General features: G+C 50.7%; 20 protein-coding genes. 11 read left to right on the top strand and 9 right to left on the bottom strand.

Features of this window, described 5'->3' with window-relative positions:
• Window positions 1-85: 85 nt before the first annotated feature.
• From ACX1DY_RS12030 to ACX1DY_RS12010, 5 genes are all read right to left on the bottom strand, one after another.
• A complete protein-coding gene (locus ACX1DY_RS12030; RefSeq protein WP_458964432.1) occupies window positions 86-1,048 on the bottom strand; it encodes an alpha/beta fold hydrolase in 963 nt (320 codons plus the stop codon).
• Between the two features lie 173 nt (window positions 1,049-1,221).
• Window positions 1,222-2,190 (bottom strand): type I phosphomannose isomerase catalytic subunit, encoded by a 969-nt coding sequence (locus ACX1DY_RS12025; RefSeq protein WP_458964623.1) that lies wholly within the window; start codon window positions 2,188-2,190, stop codon window positions 1,222-1,224.
• Between the two features lie 29 nt (window positions 2,191-2,219).
• Window positions 2,220-2,612, bottom strand: a complete 393-nt coding sequence (locus ACX1DY_RS12020) for a VOC family protein (RefSeq protein WP_458964431.1) — start codon at window positions 2,610-2,612, stop codon at window positions 2,220-2,222.
• Entirely contained in the window at window positions 2,612-3,217 is a 606-nt protein-coding gene (locus ACX1DY_RS12015) for a tRNA (mnm(5)s(2)U34)-methyltransferase (protein WP_458964622.1), read from the bottom strand. The genes ACX1DY_RS12020 and ACX1DY_RS12015 overlap by 1 nt, the downstream gene beginning before the upstream one ends.
• Window positions 3,217-4,173 (bottom strand): TIGR01212 family radical SAM protein, encoded by a 957-nt coding sequence (locus ACX1DY_RS12010; RefSeq protein WP_458964430.1) that lies wholly within the window; start codon window positions 4,171-4,173, stop codon window positions 3,217-3,219. Before ACX1DY_RS12010 ends, ACX1DY_RS12015 begins: the two co-directional genes overlap by 1 nt.
• A 237-nt stretch (window positions 4,174-4,410) precedes the next feature.
• Between ACX1DY_RS12010 and ACX1DY_RS12005 the strand changes: the two genes are divergently transcribed.
• Both ACX1DY_RS12005 and trmB read left to right on the top strand, forming a co-directional pair.
• Entirely contained in the window at window positions 4,411-4,596 is a 186-nt protein-coding gene (locus ACX1DY_RS12005; RefSeq protein ID WP_458964429.1) for a hypothetical protein, read from the top strand.
• Between the two features lie 208 nt (window positions 4,597-4,804).
• Entirely contained in the window at window positions 4,805-5,521 is a 717-nt protein-coding gene (gene trmB / locus ACX1DY_RS12000; RefSeq protein WP_458964428.1) for a tRNA (guanosine(46)-N7)-methyltransferase TrmB, read from the top strand.
• A 57-nt stretch (window positions 5,522-5,578) separates the two neighbouring features.
• Here the strand turns inward: trmB and ACX1DY_RS11995 are convergent, their stop codons facing one another.
• Together ACX1DY_RS11995 and ACX1DY_RS11990 are read right to left on the bottom strand one after the other, a co-directional pair.
• Entirely contained in the window at window positions 5,579-6,703 is a 1,125-nt protein-coding gene (locus tag ACX1DY_RS11995; protein ID WP_458964427.1) for an MGDG synthase family glycosyltransferase, read from the bottom strand.
• Window positions 6,704-6,767: 64 nt separating this feature from the next.
• Window positions 6,768-7,295 (bottom strand): phosphatase PAP2 family protein, encoded by a 528-nt coding sequence (locus ACX1DY_RS11990; RefSeq protein ID WP_458964426.1) that lies wholly within the window; start codon window positions 7,293-7,295, stop codon window positions 6,768-6,770.
• A 411-nt stretch (window positions 7,296-7,706) separates the two neighbouring features.
• On the opposite strand from ACX1DY_RS11990, the gene ACX1DY_RS11985 reads away from it, so the two are divergent.
• The 4 genes from ACX1DY_RS11985 (at window position 7,707) to rplT (ending at window position 10,394) form a co-directional block, all read left to right on the top strand.
• Window positions 7,707-8,948, top strand: coding sequence for a glycosyltransferase family 2 protein (locus ACX1DY_RS11985; RefSeq protein WP_458964425.1), 1,242 nt, complete (start codon window positions 7,707-7,709; stop codon window positions 8,946-8,948).
• Window positions 8,949-9,246: 298 nt separating this feature from the next.
• A complete protein-coding gene (gene infC / locus ACX1DY_RS11980; RefSeq protein WP_458964424.1) occupies window positions 9,247-9,744 on the top strand; it encodes a translation initiation factor IF-3 in 498 nt (165 codons plus the stop codon).
• Window positions 9,745-9,801: 57 nt separating this feature from the next.
• Window positions 9,802-10,002, top strand: a complete 201-nt coding sequence (gene rpmI / locus ACX1DY_RS11975; RefSeq protein WP_019912828.1) for a 50S ribosomal protein L35 — start codon at window positions 9,802-9,804, stop codon at window positions 10,000-10,002.
• Between the two features lie 32 nt (window positions 10,003-10,034).
• Window positions 10,035-10,394, top strand: a complete 360-nt coding sequence (gene rplT / locus ACX1DY_RS11970) for a 50S ribosomal protein L20 (protein WP_458964423.1) — start codon at window positions 10,035-10,037, stop codon at window positions 10,392-10,394.
• 80 nt (window positions 10,395-10,474) lie between these two features.
• Here rplT and ACX1DY_RS11965 read toward each other — a convergent pair whose 3' ends face one another.
• Window positions 10,475-11,023: an acyl-CoA thioesterase gene (locus ACX1DY_RS11965; protein WP_458964422.1), complete on the bottom strand. Its 549-nt coding sequence runs from the start codon at window positions 11,021-11,023 to the stop codon at window positions 10,475-10,477.
• A 306-nt stretch (window positions 11,024-11,329) separates the two neighbouring features.
• On the opposite strand from ACX1DY_RS11965, the gene ACX1DY_RS11960 reads away from it, so the two are divergent.
• The 5 genes from ACX1DY_RS11960 (at window position 11,330) to ACX1DY_RS11940 (ending at window position 16,839) form a co-directional block, all read left to right on the top strand.
• On the top strand, window positions 11,330-12,409 hold the full coding sequence (locus ACX1DY_RS11960) for a BMP family lipoprotein (RefSeq protein WP_458964421.1): 1,080 nt from the start codon (window positions 11,330-11,332) through the stop codon (window positions 12,407-12,409).
• Between the two features lie 169 nt (window positions 12,410-12,578).
• Window positions 12,579-14,117: an ABC transporter ATP-binding protein gene (locus tag ACX1DY_RS11955; protein ID WP_458964420.1), complete on the top strand. Its 1,539-nt coding sequence runs from the start codon at window positions 12,579-12,581 to the stop codon at window positions 14,115-14,117.
• A complete protein-coding gene (locus ACX1DY_RS11950; protein ID WP_458964419.1) occupies window positions 14,110-15,186 on the top strand; it encodes an ABC transporter permease in 1,077 nt (358 codons plus the stop codon). Before ACX1DY_RS11955 ends, ACX1DY_RS11950 begins: the two co-directional genes overlap by 8 nt.
• Window positions 15,187-16,143: an ABC transporter permease gene (locus ACX1DY_RS11945; protein WP_458964418.1), complete on the top strand. Its 957-nt coding sequence runs from the start codon at window positions 15,187-15,189 to the stop codon at window positions 16,141-16,143.
• 369 nt (window positions 16,144-16,512) lie between these two features.
• Window positions 16,513-16,839 (top strand): hypothetical protein, encoded by a 327-nt coding sequence (locus ACX1DY_RS11940; RefSeq protein WP_458964417.1) that lies wholly within the window; start codon window positions 16,513-16,515, stop codon window positions 16,837-16,839.
• On the opposite strand, the gene ACX1DY_RS11935 is transcribed toward ACX1DY_RS11940, so the two are convergent.
• Window positions 16,836-17,297 carry a GNAT family N-acetyltransferase gene (locus ACX1DY_RS11935; protein WP_458964416.1) on the bottom strand — a complete coding sequence of 154 codons (462 nt, stop codon included), beginning with the start codon at window positions 17,295-17,297 and terminating at the stop codon, window positions 16,836-16,838. The genes ACX1DY_RS11940 and ACX1DY_RS11935 overlap by 4 nt on opposite strands.
• Window positions 17,298-17,839: the final 542 nt, after the last annotated feature.

Below are 17,839 nucleotides of genomic sequence, written 5' to 3'. Positions count from 1 at the left end.
AAAATGGAGCATTAGTAGATTTGTAGCGGAAAAATACAAAGACAGGCATTCACCGGATTCCGGAGTGCCTGTCTTTGCATTTGTTCTAATGAGCGGTGGGCTGAAGCAGCAGTGATTCGGCGGGGAGATGGCGGACGAGCCAATCCAGCACGTCGGAGGTAACCTGATCGCGGTTCACCTCGTTAAGCATTTCATGTCTGCCCTCCGGGTACAGCCTGTATTCCACATCCGTAATCCCCCGCTCCCGGTAGATTTGGGCCAGGCGCAGAACGCCTTGACCGTTCATTCCAACGGGGTCTTTGGCTCCCGCGAATAAGTATACGGGCTTATCCGTGCATAATGTAAGCAGCGTTTCGCCGGAATGGATATCCCGCAGCAGCCGGAAAAAATCGCGGAAGAAGCGGGTGGTGCAGATCGCTCCGCAAAAAGGATCAGCAATGAAGCGGTCCACCTCCTCCTGGTCACTGCTGAGCCAGTCAAAAGCTGTTCTTATTGGAGAGAAGGAACGGTTATAAGGGCCGAATACAATACCGTTCAGCAGGACACTGCGATGGCGTACGCCCTGCAGCTTGTATTGCATCCCTGCCAGCGTTTCCGCCAGTCCCAGCAGGCCGCGCGGTCCATTGGTGCCGCTGAGAATAAAGCCGGCGTACTCTTCATGGCCTTCCTCGCACATCAGCTTCTGAGCCAGAAAAGAGCCCATGCTGTGGGCAAGAAGGAAAATCGGCAGGCCCTCATGCCGGGAACGGGCAATGCCGCCGAGCTGGAGCAGATTGCGCCGCATCCAGTAGAAGCCGTCCTCGCCGGTGTCCCCCAGCAAATCTACCCTGCCTGCCGTTTGGCCGTGGCCCCGGTGGTCATTGGCATATACAGCATAACCCGCGCCGGTAAGCGCCGCTGCAAAACGGGCATAGCGGGCAGCCGTCTCACACATGCCATGGGCAATCTGGACAATCCCCCGGACCGTAGCCTCCGGCTCCGGCAGCCATTCATAGACATGAATCGGGACCCCGAGGGGATCGGTCATCTTAAAGCTGTTTTCCCTCATACCGTTCCTCCTAAAAGTTTTGTAAGGAATACTTCTTGGAGATACTGCGACAAAACTTGCTTCGAAAGCATATGCTTAGTTTTGTAAGGAATACTTCTTGGAGATACTGCGTGCAAAACTTACTTCGGAAGCATACGCGCTACCCATTAATTCTATGCCTGCTCCGGCCTGGCTTATGGCAGATACGAGCGGAGTACAGTGGAATGCCCTTCGATTCCGTAGGCTCCCAGGGTGGACGGGAGCAGGTAGCATTCCCCGGCGGAATAAGGCTGGGAGCCGCCATCCCAGGTCAGATGCCCGCTGCCTTCGCAGATAACGAGAATCGTGAAGCTGTCCGGAGTGGTGGACAGGCTCCATTCCCCGTTCACAACGCCTTTTTCAACAATAAAATAAGGCGAGACGGCAATCTGCAGCCACTCACCAGCTACAGCGCTATCGGTTTTCATGGAAGTGGCGCCTGCGCCTTCATAGGCGGTTACGTTCAGCGAATCCTCGATATGAAGCTCACGCGGCTTGCCATCCAGACCCGGGCGGTCGTAGTCGTAAATGCGGTATGTAGTGTCGGAGTTCTGCTGAATTTCCGCTACAACCACTCCGGCGCAGAGGGCGTGCACAGTTCCGGCAGGGATATAGAAGGCATCGCCTGCGGAGACCGTGATTTCCTGCATGGTGTCCATAACTGTTCCGTTATCCAGCGCCTCGCGCAGGCTTTCACGGGTTACACCGTCTTTGAGACCGTAGATGATTTTGGCGCCTGGCTTGGCGTCCAGCACATACCACATCTCTGTTTTGCCCAGTTCGCCCTTTGGCAATCCTTCGTAGTCATCGGTAGGGTGCACCTGCACGGACAGGTTGTCATTGCAGTCCAGCAGCTTGATCAGCAGCGGGAATCTTCCGCCGTCCTTGGGACTGCCTTTGCTGCCGAACCATTCATGCCCGAATTGCTCACGGATCTGATCCAGTCCTTGTCCGGCCAGCTCGCCGTTCAGCACCGAAGAGGTGCCGTTCGGATGATCGGCGATCATCCAGCCTTCCCCAATGTGCCCTTCTGGCAGCTCCAGACCGAACTTCTCCAAAGCCCGGCCTCCCCAGACACGCTCTTTGAACTCCGGTTGAAATTTTAATGGATATGGCTTAGTCATCATTGCATCTTCCTTCCCGAATATAAAGTTTACTTGCTGCGTGCCGGCTCGAAGAATTCCAGCTTTTCTCCGTCCGGACCGTCAAAAAAGAAATAGCGGCTGCCGTTTGCCACCGTGGAGACAGCAGTTAGACCTTGAAGGCCAAGTCCGGCAATCCGTCTGTGCTCCTCCTCAATGCCTTCCACCGTGAAGGCTACATGACTGACTTTTCCTTCCTGGGGCAGCCCCTCGGACACTCCTTCAATCAGCTCAATCTCAACACTGGTCTGACCGGGGAAGCTGAGGAAGGCCAGGCGCAGAGCGTCACCGGGCTCGCCCACAATATCCTGCAGCGTGAGGCCGATGACTTCCTGGTAAAAGCTCAGTGAACGCTCCAGCTTGTCCACCTTAATGCCAATGTGCTCCACTTTGCTTACTGTCATTAATGGTCAGCTCCTTTTTTCTTCTCCACCGCGATTACATAAGGGGCAGTGTCCCGCTGAAGCTGGCGGTACACAATGCTCTGGGCCGTCACGGACGGCAGCTCCGCCGCCCAGGCCGTGACGGCGGCGGCTTCACGGTCCCCGCCATCATGGCCGGGATAGAGCACCGCTGTGATGATGCCGCCGGGGCGCAGCAGCGCAAGCGCCGCCTCCAGCGCGGCCAGCGTGCTCTCCGGCTCGGTGATGATGGTCTTGTCGGCATCGCCCGAGGGCAGATAGCCGAGATTGAACATCACCGCCGAGACCGTTCCGCACCAGTCCTGCGGAACGGCTTCCGCCATTGCTGCATGGCTGCGCTGCAGCAGCGTTACGGGAGACAGCGCCGCAGGCGCCTCCTCCCGGGCCAGCCGCAGGCGCTCCTCGGCAAGACTCAGCGCCGCAGGCTGAATGTCAAAGCCGTACACCCCGCCGCGCGGCCCGGCCGCCTTGGCGAGGAACAATGTGTCCGCACCGGTGCCCACGGTGGCGTCAATGGCCCGGCCGCCTTGCTGCAGGCGCTCGGCGGTCAATTTATGGGCAAAGCTAAGGACCGACATGAAGCCCATTAGCTTTTCCTCCAATATTTACCCTGCCAGGTGTCCCGGTTAACCAGCTCATTGTCGATAGCGTTCAGCACTTCCCATTTCTTGAGGCTCCACATCGGTCCGACCAGCAGGTCGCGCGGCGCATCGCCGGTCAGCCGGTGCACAATCATCTCCGGCGGCAGAATTTCCAGCGAGTCGGCAATCAGCTTCACATACTCGTCCTGCTCCAAAAAACGCAGCAGTCCGGCATCGTACTGCTTAACCATTGGCGTTTTGCGCATCAGGTGCAGCAGGTGGATTTTGATGCCCTGCACATCCATATTGGCTACAGCGGATACCGTCTCCAGCATCATTTCATGTGTTTCCTGCGGCAGCCCGTGAATAATGTGGGTGCAGACCCGGATGCCGTGACGCCGCAGCTTCTGGACAGCGTCGGTATAACAAGCCGTATCATGAGCACGGTTGATCAGCTCCGAAGTGGATTCGTGTATGGTCTGCAGGCCCATCTCCACCCAGAGATACGTACGCTGGTTCAGCTCTGCGAGATATTCGACCACATCATCCGGCAGACAGTCGGGGCGGGTAGCGATAGACAGGCCGACGACACCCGGCTGCTCCAGAATTACCTCATAATATTCTCTCAGCTCCTCAACCGGAGCGTACGTATTGGTGTAGGCCTGGAAATAACCGATGTACTTCGCGTTTGGCCATTTCAGATGTTGTCTGTCGCGCACGTTACCAAACTGTGTAACCAGATCGTCACGGCGGCTGCCGGCGAAATCGCCGGAGCCTCTGGCGCTGCAGAAGGTACAGCCTCCTTTGGCGATGGAGCCGTCCCGGTTCGGGCAGGTGAAGCCTGCGTCCAGCATCACTTTGAACACCTTAGTGTCCATCTGCTCACGCATTTCGTAGTTCCAGGTATGAAAACGTTTATCCCCCCACAGCAGCGGGGAGGAGGTCTGTAGAAGGTTAGACATGGACTGCTCCTTTCTATTTAACCTTTCCATTGTATCAAAGATCGGCGGCGAACGTAACATTTCCACCCGGATTTTCCACTTGAAAATAGGCTTGAAATAGAGCGGTTTTACCTTGCGAATGCTTACACATTATGTTATATTTGAAGTGTGAAAAAGCCGCAGCAGCAACTATAATCTCTATTTCTTGAATTCATAATTTCATGTCGCAAGGTCAATAATATAACCCAAGAGGTGATCATGATGAATTCTCAAACGGCTTATGCCGAAGGAAAAGGCTCCATTGATGTACAGCTGACTCCCGACGAAGCGCTCGCGCTGACGGGCGTGGAATTTAACGGCAACCATAAGATCAAGACAGAAGCACAGCGCAAGATCAGAAACGCATTCGAGAAGAAATTTGATTTTAACACTCCTTCGCGGTAAGCTACGAACCGCCCCGACAAGTGGACCCCAATTCCAAATACAACAAAGAAGGAATTTTTCGCCGGCTGTTCCCCAGCCGGGCGGAGAATTCCTTTTTCCATGAATATAGAGGTTGTATTCGTATTGAAAATCCTTTACTTTTGCGGACAAGTTCGGCACAATATTGCAAGTGACAGTGTTTGTATCAGAGAAAAGCGGAGGAGTACCTATGCGTTTACGCGGAAGAAAAGGAATACGTGAAAGTCTGGAGGAGCAGACCGACCTGGTCATCCTTGACCCTCGCAGCCTCAAGGGGCAGTGGTCTGAACTTTTTGGCAACAATCATCCGATTCATGTTGAATTTGGAATGGGCAAGGGACAGTTTATCAGCCAAATGAGCTTTAAATATCCCGATATCAATTTTATCGGCGTTGATATGTATGATGAGCTGATCCGCCGTGCGGCGGAGAAGGCGAGAGCGGTCTGGGAGCCGGCAGGGCAGGATACGCCGCCCAACCTGAAGGTTGCGCTGGCCAATATTAACTACGCCGAGGAAGTTTTTGCAGCCGGCGAGCTGGAGCGGATCTATCTGAACTTCAGCGATCCGTGGCCCAAGGCCAAGCATGCGCGTAGAAGACTGACTCACCCGCGGTTTCTCGACAAATACCGCGGACTGCTCAGCCCGCTTGGCGAAATTCATCTAAAGACGGATTCCCGCAGCCTGTTTGAATTCTCGCTGAATGCTTTTGCCGACTACGGCCTGCAAATGAAGAACATCTCCCTGGATTTGCACCCGGACGGGATCATGAATGAAGAGCATGTTATGACAGAATACGAGACCAAATTTTTTGGCCGCGGCGTCAACATTCACCGCTGCGAGGCCATTGTTGGTGCGCAGGCGCTGGAGCGGTATCAGGCTTCCCGCCTGGATAAATACCGCCTGTAGGCCAAATACATCAAAAGGCATTCCAAGGGCGGGCGACCTGGATGCCTTTTGATGTTCTTACCAGCTTTGTTCAAGCATATCAATAATGCTCTGGGCGCTTTGCAGTGGATGGAACCGAGCAATTTCCTTGAGATGGCTTTTTCGCTTGGCCTGTACATCGTCATAGTTGTACAGCAGCCGTTCCATCCATTTGTCAATGACGTCCAGTGAAGCAATGGGTTCGCCGAGCCCGGCCGCCGTAAAGTACCGGCAGTTCTCTTCTTCCTGGCCGGGCAACGGATGGTGAAAGAGCATGGGGATGCCTTTGGCCAGCCCTTCGCTGCAGGTCATCCCGCCCGGCTTCGTGACGAGGAGATCGGAAATTTCCATCAGCTTGTCGATTTCACGCGTGAAGCCGATCAGGGAAATGTTGGGATGACTGTAGCGCGGGTCCTCCTGCATCTGCCGCATCAGCTTCTCATTTGTGCCAAGGCAAAAAACAATCTGAACCTTCTCCCGCCAGCCGGCAAGAGCTTCGTTCACGACCTCATCGTTCATCATGCCCCAGCCGCCGCCCATGACCATGACAGTCGGCATGTCCTGCAGGCTGAACTGCTGCAGAATGCCCTCCTTGCCGGGATGCTCCCAGAAGCTCGGATGCACCGGCATGCCGGTGACCTGGATTTTGGCTGCAGCAACGCCCCGGCGGCGCAGCTTGGCCTTGACCTCCGGGGCGGAGACCAAATAGCGGTCTACCTCAGGGCTGATCCAGGTGGCGTGGGCATCATAATCGGTTATGACCGTAATGAGCGGCACCTTGAACGCCGGGTACAGCCGTTTGAGACGGGAGACCACGGCACTCGGAATGAAGTGGGTACAGATGATAATGTCCGGCTTTAGCTGCTTCACAATATTTTGCGTATGTGTATAAAATAAGCGGTGCAGGGCAAGTGTGGTAAGACGATTAAATGATTTCTGGTGACGGTACACATAACCCATCAGCCGGGGCTGGGAGGTTACCGTCTTGCGGTAAGCCGATACAATAAGCGGTGCCATCTTGGGATTCAGGAAGCTTCCAAGCTCCAGCACCTTCGTTTGTATATGGGGCGACAATTTGCGCAGGCTGCTCGACAGCGCATAAGCTGCTTGCGTATGCCCAGCGCCAAAACCTTCCGACAGCAAGAGTATTCTTTTTTTGCGCAATTTATATTTCACCTGTTTTCGCAATGGTTTTCGCTGGTCCGAATTGTACGTGCAGTGCCGGGCATCAGAACCACAAAGCAATTGTGCCTGCAGCGGCGCCGGTACCGATTACGGCCCCTGCAACAACATCGGACGGATAATGCAGTCCAAGATAGATCCGGGAGAATCCGACGATGCAGGCGAGCGGCAGCAGGATAACGGTCAGGGCAGGGAAGGCTGCCATATAGGGAACCGTAGAGGCAAAGATAGCTGTAGTGTGGCCTGAAGGAAAAGAATGATCCTTAAGCGGATTGCGAAATGTATTTGTTCCCGGAAGTGCCAGATACGGCCGCATTCGCGGGTAGAGCTTCTTGGCGATGGCAACGGGAATATGGCTGACCGTCAAGGAAACAAGAGCCTGAAGTCCCGTCGTTCTCCACGGCTGCGGAGACAGCGCCCAGACCAGCACATTTATGCCGATGGCGCTTGTAGCTCCTCCCAGATGGGTAAGATAGAAAAGCCAGAAGTTCAGAAATGGGTTGTGCAAGCTTCCGTTAATCCACTTGAACAGGCGCCGCTCCAAGAGATGTAATCTCATAAATAAATGTCTCATATCTTGTTCCCTCCGAATAGTACGGCTGAAGATAACAGGCGCGCAGGCTGCAGTAATCTGGTATATCCCTTAAAGCTGTCTTTATCATACTTTTTTCAGGCAGTCCATTTCAAGGAAAAGCTCGGTTAAGCTCGGAAAATGCCAGTTTTGACTTGGGAACCCCTTACGCCTTACAATGATTCAAGCAGGCAGAACACGTTTAAAAGGTAACAGAGAAAAAAGGAGTCCCCTTAACTGGAATCCGTACCCGTCTTTTAACGTGATAAATAAACAGCAAGCCTGCCTCACCAACAAAAGGGAATGCTCTTGGTCTTACTGTAAGGGATGCAACAAAAGGGTCAGAAAGAACGTTTATCAAGCAAAAGAGAGAAAAAAAGAACACCAAGAGTGAAAAGGGGGCATCAAAAGGTCATGGCAGACGCAGTGTTTGTTACGCTCCAAGTGATCTTGGCGGCAATCGCAGTCTATCAGTTTACTTTTTCATTGTTCGGACTGCACAAGCAAAAGAACAAGGCTAAGTTCGCTCCGGAAAAATCATTTGCTGTACTGGTTGCCGCACACAACGAGGAAGAAGTCGTCGGCGCGCTGATGGAGAATTTGAAGCAGCTTAATTATCCTAAGGAACTGTACGATGTATTCGTTATTTGCGACAACTGTACGGATGGTACGGCAAAAATTGTAAGAGAGCATGGCATGAATGCCTGCGTCCGCACCAACACCAATCTGCGCGGCAAAGGCTATGCGATTGAATGGATGCTCAAGGAGCTGTGGGCGATGCCACGGCAATATGACGCTGTGGTTATGTTCGATGCGGACAACCTGGCGCATACCGAATTCCTGACGGAGATGAACAATGATCTCTGCACAGGGGCGCGGGTTATTCAAGGCTACATTGATACTAAGAATCCTGAGGATTCCTGGATTACCGCCGCTTACGGCGTATCTTACTGGTACATCAACCGGTTATGGCAGCTGTCGCGCCATAATCTGAATATGGCTAACTTTCTTGGCGGTACCGGCATGTGCTTCGAGACCAACCTGCTGAAGGAAATGGGCTGGGGAGCAACAAGTCTCGTTGAGGATTTGGAATTTACGATGCGCAGCGCATCGAAGGGCGTCTACCCAAGATTCAACTATGACGCCAAGGTTTTTGATGAGAAGCCGTTGACGTTCAAGGCCTCCTCGAGACAGCGGCTGCGCTGGATGCAGGGGCACTTTACAGTTGCCCGCCGTTATTTCTTTCCTTTGCTGTGGCAAAGTATTAAAGAACGCAGCCTGACGAAGTTTGACCTGGCGCTCTACGGAGCCAATGTTTACATCGTGCTGCTGACGTTCCTGATGACTGCCGTGATGTGGGTCGACAATTCGCTGTTCGATGGTCCGCATATTGCCAATATCTATGGTCAGCTGCCGCTTTGGCTTGGCTATTTCGCGGTTGGAGCCAACATTCTGACGTTCCTGCTCGCAATGGCGCTGGAGAAGGTCAAATTCAAGAAGGTATATCTGTATTTGCTGGTTTTCCCAATTTACCTGATCTCCTGGTATCCCATCACGTTCTATGCGTTCTTCACGCAGAATAACAAGCAATGGAGCCATACCAAGCATACGCGTGTCGTAAGGCTTGAGGAAGTGCAGAGCAAACAGGTATCGTAAGAACTGGCTGCAGAAGTTTTTGAGAAAATATTTCCGGGTACTATTGACACTCCTTGCCTGAGTGATGTATAGTATTCAAGTGTGCAAAACATAGGGATTGCAAGCAGAAGCACCGGCTTCTCACCTGACTGGCAAATACGCCAGCTGGTTTTGATCTCAATGCTTTATGGATGTATAATTCATGAACGTTGATCAAACGGGGTGTCGGGAGTTACCGGCACCCCTTTTTTAATGGAGAACCGCAAACAAATTATTGCCTAAGTAGATCCGGAGGTGGAGAGTTATCAGTAAGGAACATATGATCAATGATGAAATTCGGGCCAAAGAGGTCCGTTTGGTTGGAGCGGAAGGCGAGCAAATTGGCATCAAGCCAATTCGCGAAGCGTTGCAAATGGCGATTGATCTTAATCTGGATTTAGTCAACGTAGCGCCGCAGGCGAAGCCGCCAGTATGCCGCATCATGGATTACGGCAAGTTCCGTTATGAAACACAGAAGAAAGAGAAGGAAGCACGCAAGAACCAGAAGGTCGTGGACATCAAGGAAGTCTGGTTCCGTGCTAACATTGAGGAACATGATTATCAGACCAAGTTCCGCAATGTGGTCAAGTTCCTGGGTGAAGGCGATAAAGTGAAGTGCTCCGTGCGTTTCCGCGGACGTGAGATTACACACGCCAGCATCGGCCAGAAGATCCTGGAACGTGTTAAGAGTGAAGTGGAAGAGATTTCTGTTGTTGAGCGCCAGCCTAAGCTGGAAGGCCGCAGCATGATTATGATCTTGGCTCCCAAAGCCCAATAAATTTGGAGCCACTTGCACAGCAATTTGGCGCCGCATAATATTCAAGGAGGAAACACCATGCCTAAAATGAAAACCCACAGCAGTCTGAAAGGCCGTTTCAAGATTACCGGATCCGGCAAAGTACTGCGTTACAAAGCTCACAAGAACCACTTGCTGTCCCACAAATCGAAACGCGCAAAACGCGTATTGAACGGCAATCCAGTAATGGCCCCTGGGGATGTAAGACGTTTGAAACAAGGACTAGCTAACTTGAAATAGTTTTATCACACATTTTTGGGAGGTTTATTAATATGGCAAGAGTTAAAGGCGGATTTGTAGTTCGTCGTAGACATAAAAAAGTATTGAAGCTGGCAAAGGGTTATTTCGGTTCCAAGCATCGCATTTTCAAAACAGCTAACGAGCAAGTAATGAAGTCGATGGTATACGCATACCGTGACCGTCGTCAGACTAAACGTAACTTCCGCAAACTGTGGATCGTTCGTATTAATGCTGCAGCCCGTTTGAACGGTCTTTCCTATAGCAAGCTTGTATTCGGCTTGAAGCTGGCTGGCGTAGAAGTGAACCGTAAAATGCTGGCTGACCTGGCAGTAAACGACATTAACGCATTCAACTCCCTGGCTGTAGTAGCCAAAGAGAAGATCAACGCGTAAAGCTTAGAAGTAACCGAAAAGCACCGCCTGCGGGGTATCCCGTGTGACGGTGCTTTTTTGTGGCGTAAATAACCGCCTTGCTATTCCCAATATTTTGTGGTACTAAGCTGGGAAGCCAGTGTTTTGCTGCTTGTTCTTCTGATCTTTCGCAGCTCAGAGCGCTCGGCTGCAGATTCGCTGATGAGCTTCTCTTCATCGGTCTCGGCGACAATCGCCGGAACAGGGGCCGGAGTGCCGTCTTCATGAACAGCAACGAAGGTCAGGAAGGAAGTCGCGGCAACAGCGCGCTCGCCTGTATATAGGTTCTCGGAGATGATTTTGACGAATACCTCTATACTGGTTCGGCCTGTCCAGGAGACGAAGGATTCGAAGCAGACGGAATCCGAAGGTCTGATCGGCAGGAGAAAGTCCACGGAATCCGCAGAGGCGGTCACCACGTTGGTACGGCAGTGGCGCATGGCGGAGATGGAGGCGACTTCATCAATGGTGCTCATGAGCTTGCCGCCGAACAGTGTTTTGTGATTGTTTACATCATTAGGAAACACACGTCCTGTTTTGAAAACACGGGATTCACGGCAGAATTTAGAGGCAGGCGCAGCTTGAGGATTGTTTTGATTCTTGTCATCCATTTGTCAGTACTCCCTTTTCATACAATATGTAAACATTCATGATAATAGAAAACCAATCTCTGTGCAATACTATTTATAGTGCCCCAGAGCTGAAGATGGAAATTCGAGGATTTCTAACATGATTTGAGCTTTTTATTGACATGTCGTGTCATAGTAAACGATTTCTTGTGAAAAAATGCAAATAATTATTGACCTGAGGTCATTAATAGACTGGATTTTAGGTTTTTTAGCAGGTATAATTTGAGCTAATGGTATGTCCAAGCAGAACACAGAAGACATCCAATTTCTTAAGGGGGAACTCGATCAATGAAAAAGGTTTATCAGCTTTCTCTTGTTATGTTGCTCGCATTCACTGTCATTCTGGCAGGCTGCGGAAACAACAACAAAACAAACAATGCAGCAAGCACTAACGCTGGAGCAGCAACTAACGCACCAGCCGAAGCAACAGAAGCACCAACTGAAGCTCCTAAAACAGATGTTAAAATTGGTCTCGTAACTGACGTAGGCGGAGTAAACGACAAATCGTTTAACCAATCCGCTTGGGAAGCTCTGCAGGCTCTTGAAAAAGAATCCGGCGTTGAAATCAAATATCTGCAAAGTAAATCCAATGCTGACTATGAACCGAACCTTAACCAATTTGTTAAAGGCGGCTACAACCTGACTTGGGGTATCGGTTTTGATCTTGGCGACGCCGTTAAGAAGGTTGCTACTGAGAACCCTAACGCTAATCTGGCGATCATCGACAGCGTAGTAGAAGCTCCTAACGTTGAGTCTGTTACTTTCTCCGAAAACGAAGGTTCCTACCTGGTTGGTGTGGTTGCCGGTTTGACAACCAAAACCAACAAAGTAGGTTTCATCGGCGGTATGGAGAGCCCGGTTATCAAACGTTTTGAAGTTGGCTTCAAAGCCGGCGTAGAAGCTGTAAACCCTAAGGCAAAAGTAACCATTACTTATGCAGGTGCTTATGACAAACCAGATACTGGTAAATCCTTGGCAGCTACTCTGTACGATGCTGGCAATGACATCATCTTCCCTGCTGCCGGCGCAACAGGCAACGGCGTGTTCAACGAAGCTAAATCCCGCAACAAAGCAGGCGGCACTAAAGTATGGGTAATCGGCGTAGACAAAGACCAATCCCTGGAATTTGGCGATGACGTAACTTTGACTTCCATGATCAAACGTGTTGACGAAGCTGTTAAGAAAGTTTCCCAACAGGTTGTTGACGGAACATTCAAAGGCGGCACTACAACCGTACTGGGTCTGAAAGACAACGGCGTAGGCCTTCCTGAAACATCCAAAGCTAACGTATCCGCTGAAATTCTTGCCAAAGTTGACGAATACAGCAAAAAAATTGTTGACGGAACAATCAAAGTTCCTACTGAGTAATCCCGATTCACATTTTCTAGCTGGACTATAATAAACAAGAACAAGGCCGGTTATTGAGCTGGCCTTGTTCCCTGTTAAAGTATCCGTAATAGGAACACAGCAGTGCCGTCCTTAAGGGGCGGTACAGCCGTGTCTAAGGCAATATATATTCTGTGATGAGGGTGATTCCATGAGTGCTGCGGCTCCTGTCGTAGAGTTGAAGCAAATCACAAAACGCTTTCCCGGTATCGTCGCGAACGACTCCATTAGTCTGACGCTGCAAAAAGGGGAGATTCATGCGCTGCTTGGTGAGAACGGGGCAGGCAAATCGACCTTGATGAATATCGTATTCGGACTGTACCAGCCCGATGAAGGCAGCATCGAAATCGACGGGAAACCGGTTATTATTGATAGTCCCAATAAAGCGATTGAGCTTGGCATTGGGATGGTTCACCAGCATTTCAAGCTTGTAGAGCCTTTTACGGTAACCGAGAATATCGTTCTGGGTATGGAACCGAAAAAAGGTCTTAAAATCGACTATAAATCCGCCGCGGAGCAGGTCCGCAAGCTATCGGAGCAGTATGGCCTTCAAGTCAATCCGAATGCGAAGATTCATGACATTTCGGTCGGCATGCAGCAAAGGGTAGAAATTATGAAGACCCTGTACCGCGGAGCGGATATACTTATATTCGACGAGCCTACCGCTGTGCTTACGCCGCAGGAAATTACGGAACTTATGGCGATTATGAAGCGGCTCGTTGCAGAGGGCAAATCCATTATTCTTATAACACACAAGCTTAAAGAAATTATGCAGATTTCTGACCGGGTTACCATTATCCGCCGGGGTAAAGTCATAGATACTGTGAACACTTCAGGTACGAATCCCAATGAGCTGGCCGAAAAAATGGTGGGACGCGGCGTAACCTTCAAGGTGGACAAGCAGGCCCCGCAGATCGGCTCCAGTGTCTTGAAGCTGTCTAATGTCAGCAGCAAGAGCAAGGAAGGTGTCGCTGTACTCAATGGACTTAGCTTTGAAGTGAAGGCTGGCGAAATTCTGGGCATCGCAGGAGTCGACGGCAATGGACAAAGCGAGCTGATTCAGGCGATTACCGGTCTGCGCAAAATTGATTCCGGGTCCATCACGGTATCCGGCAAAGAAATTGCCAATCTGTCTCCGCGCAAAATTTCTGAGATGAACGTGTCTCATATTCCGGAGGACCGTCATAAGCACGGCCTGGTACTCGACTTTACGGTAAGTGAGAACATGGTTCTGGAGACGTATTATAAGAGCCCTTATAACCAGAATGGCTTCCTTAACAAAGAAGTTATTGATCAGCATGCCGAAAAATTAGTCAAGGAGTTTGATGTGCGTACTCCTTCTATTGAGAATAAAGCGCGTTCCTTGTCGGGCGGTAATCAACAAAAAGCGATTATTGCGCGGGAAATAGATAAGAATCCGATACTCCTGATTGCGGCCCAGCCAACGCGTGGTCTCGATGTCGGAGCCATTGAATTTGTACAGAAGCAACTCATCGAACAGCGTGACCAAGGTAAGGCTGTGCTGCTGATTTCTTTTGAACTGGATGAAATTATGAATGTGTCCGATAGAATTGCCGTTATTTACGAAGGGCAGATTGTCGGCGAAGTATTCCCGCAGGATACGAATGATCAGGAGCTCGGTCTGATGATGGCGGGAAGCTTGAAGCGGGGAGGCCATGCGGATGTCTAGATTCAAAAAAATCTTTGCGACCGACAGCTATATTGTTCCATTGGTCGCGATTGTAATGGGCTTCCTGGTCGGAGCCATTGTTATGCTGGTCGGAGGCTACGACCCTATTGCCGCATACTCCGCACTGTTTAAACGCGTTTTCGGCACTCCGTATGACTTCGGTGAAGCAATACGCGAAATGACGCCGCTGATGTTCACAGGGCTTGCGGTGGCTTTTGCCTTCCGTTCAGGGATGTTCAACATCGGTGCGGACGGTCAGGTGCTTATCGGTATGACTGCAGCTTCTGTAGTTGGCATTAAGTTTGCCGGCAGCATTCCGACATTTGTGCTGGTGCCGCTTGCGGTGATCATTGCCGGCCTCTGCGGCGGTCTCTGGGCAGGCATTGCCGGTTACCTGAAGGCGAAACGCGGGATCAATGAAGTTATTACTACAATCATGCTGAACTGGATTGCGCTTTTCTTGTCCAATTATATTGTCAGAACGTTCCTGCTGCTTCCCGGACAGAATCGTTCACAGGACATTCCGGCTTCGCTCTCAATGACGTTTCTGAATTCAATATTTGATAATGCCCGTCTGCACTGGGGAACCGTCCTGGCGCTTTGCGCAGCCGTGTTCTTCTATGTGTATTTGTGGAAAACCAAACAAGGCTACGAAATGCGTGCGGTTGGTCTGAATCCTCATGCTGCTGAGTATGCAGGGATGAACGTCGGGCGCAACGTTATAAAGGCGATGTTCATTAGTGGTGTTTTTGCCGGATTAGCGGGAGCTGGAGAGGTGCTTGGCGTATTCCATTACCAATCCGTCTTTGCGGCATCGCCAGGCTACGGCTTTGACGGCATCGCTGTTGCCTTGCTGGGCTTGACGCATCCGCTGGGTGTAATCCTGGCCGCTATCCTGTACGGTTCTTTAACCTATGGTTCTGCGGGAATGAGCTTTGGAGCGGATGTTCCTCCCGAACTGATCCGTATTGTCATTGGCTCAATTATTTTCTTCATTGCGGCTCAAGGAATAGTGCGTTGGGTGCTTAAACCGTTCTACCTCAAGCGCAAGAAAGAGAAGGTGTTATAGATGGACGTAGTAGTATTAGGCCAATTGCTCAATACAACGCTTGTTTTTTCCACAGCGCTGATATTTGCTGCCCTCGGGGGCATCTTCTCTGAACGCTCCGGTGTTGTAAATATCGGACTTGAAGGCTTGATGATGTTCGGTGCTTTTGCCGCAGCGGTGGGCGGATATTATGCTCAGGATGCCGGCATGGGAGCTTGGGCTCCTTGGATCGGCGTGCTGTGTGCGATGGCAGTGGGCGTACTGGGTGCGCTGATTCATGCTGTTGCGTCGATTACGTTTAAGGCTGACCAGACCATCAGTGGTACGGTAATTAACTTTCTGGCAGCCGGCAGCACCCTTTATGTTGTAAAGCTGATCTTCGACGGAGCCGGTGAAACACCACTTCTGGATGGCTTCAGCAAGGTAGCGATTCCCGGGCTCTCCAAGATTCCCGTTATCGGTGAAGGAATATTTAATTCCTATCCGACAACCTACTTGGCGATTATACTGGTTATTGTAATTTATTTCGTACTCTTCAAAACTCCGTTTGGGCTCCGTTTGCGCGCTGTCGGCGAGCATCCGAGTGCTGCGGATACCCTGGGTGTCAACGTGAAACGGATGAGATATATCGGCGTCATGCTGAGCGGCATGCTCGCTGGTATTGGCGGAGCCACGATTACACTTACGACAACAGGTACTTTTGCACATAATACGATTTCCGGTCAGGGCTTTATCGCCATTGCGGCAATGATCTTCGGGAAATGGAATCCGCTTGGTGCTTTCGGCGCGGCTGTTTTCTTCGGATTTTCCCAAGCGATCCGCAACTATGTTCAATTGTTCGAATGGTCCAAGGACATTCCTCAGGAATTCATTTTCATGATTCCTTATGTATTGACTATTATTGTTCTGGTCAGCGCGGTCGGACGTTCTTCGGCGCCTAAGGCATTAGGTGAACCTTACGACCCTAGCAAGCGCTAGTCCTTGGTCATTACTTGTAAAAACGCATTTCCGGTTTTTTCGGAAATGCGTTTTTTTGTTGCAATATCTATCAGTTGAACTAAAAAAACATAAAAAGGGCAGAAGTGACGGAGGGGAAGTTTGGATACTTACGGAGCGGTAGCGTCCGCCTTTGTCTGCGGATTTCCACCGCGAAGAGCGGTAATAATCAAGAAATCTGCAGACAACAGCGGCCGGAAGTCCAAACATTCCCCGCAGTTACGACCAGACCCCAATATGAAAATCTATAGGTTAACTGATCTAGTGAAAACAATAGGGCAAGCGTACAGGCGAAGATGCATGTCTGCGAATAGACTGTTTTGAGATGAAGTCATTTTAGGAGGGATAATTATGGTACAGCCGGTAACGAAGAAGCATGTGATGAAGCTGGTGGGTAAAAACATTGTTGCAGTTAAGAAGGATGGCTCCAAAGTGATGGGCAAGCTGGTTCGCGTTTCGGGAAATCGCCTATTTTTAAAGCAAATGAACGGTAAAAAAGTACAAACAAAGGCATTGATTCCGCTGGTGCTGTTTGATTTGCTGGCTATTGGCACGGCTCCTTATGCTTATGGAGGCTATGGTTATCCAGGCGTCCCTTATGGTGGCTACGGCCCTGTTGCTAAACCTTATGGCCCTTACGGACCAGGTCCTGGCATCCCGCCGATTGGCTTCTTTTAGGCTCTGAATCTGCTGTCCAATTGTTTTTCGAATTCATAGCAATAGTTTTGCGGCTGATAACGGGCTACGCTGTAGCCCAATTTTTGATAAAAGGAAATGCCTGGCGCATTCCCGGAATCCACCGATACTTTGGCCCTCAGGCATCCGCGTGATAGTGCAAACCGTTCCGCCCGGTCCATGAGTAAATTTCCCCAGCGTTTTCGTCTTGCGGAAGGGGTAACGGCCAGCATATCTATATACAGCAAATCACCGTGCAGCATGAAGTGGACAAACCCCAGCGGATCGCTCTCATAATCGGGACAAGCTACAAGAGTAACCCCTTGCCCCAGCCTCCGGGGCAGATCCTTTCGGACCTGGTTGATCACGGTCTGCGGAAGATGCGATAATGGCACCAGCTGCTTTTCAATTAAGTCAAGAATGACGGTGTCATCCTGCTTGGGTCTGCGGTAACGAATCATAATAGGCGCCCCCTCCACGCATTGTCGTACATCATATGCCCGCAGTGGTGTGGGCGTTCCGGAAAAAATAGAACATGTTTTTGTGACATTCTCGGAAAAGAGGGTATTGACTAACCGTGTGAGGAATCATATAATGTGTCTAAACATTTTATCGAATATACATGCATCGGCAATGATGAGGACGAAGTTTTAAGGGCTCTTTTGCTCAGAGAGTGAGAGGAATTGCTGCAACCTCCACCAGAATCCCTTATATACGAGCTCACCTCGGAGCTGTTTCCCTGAAAGGTCCATCGGCAAGAGTGGTGGAATTATTAGGGGGAATCGTTTGGTCCGCGTTAGGGACTTCAGGTTACAAAGATTTGGGCCCTGCCTACATCGATGGATTTTTGTTACCTGATAAGGCGTTGCATCGTGAGATGTAATGCAAACATGGGTGGTACCACGGAAGATCAACCTTTCGTCCCTCACGCGCTTCTCTTCTGCGCGTGGGAGGCGAAAGGTTTTTTTGTTGCCAAGAACCTTAACTGTTGTATAAAAGACGG

This window comes from Paenibacillus sp. BAC0078, from assembly GCF_054483875.1.
Note: the sequence above shows the minus strand (reverse complement) of the source record. Positions and strands in the feature narration are given on the sequence as shown.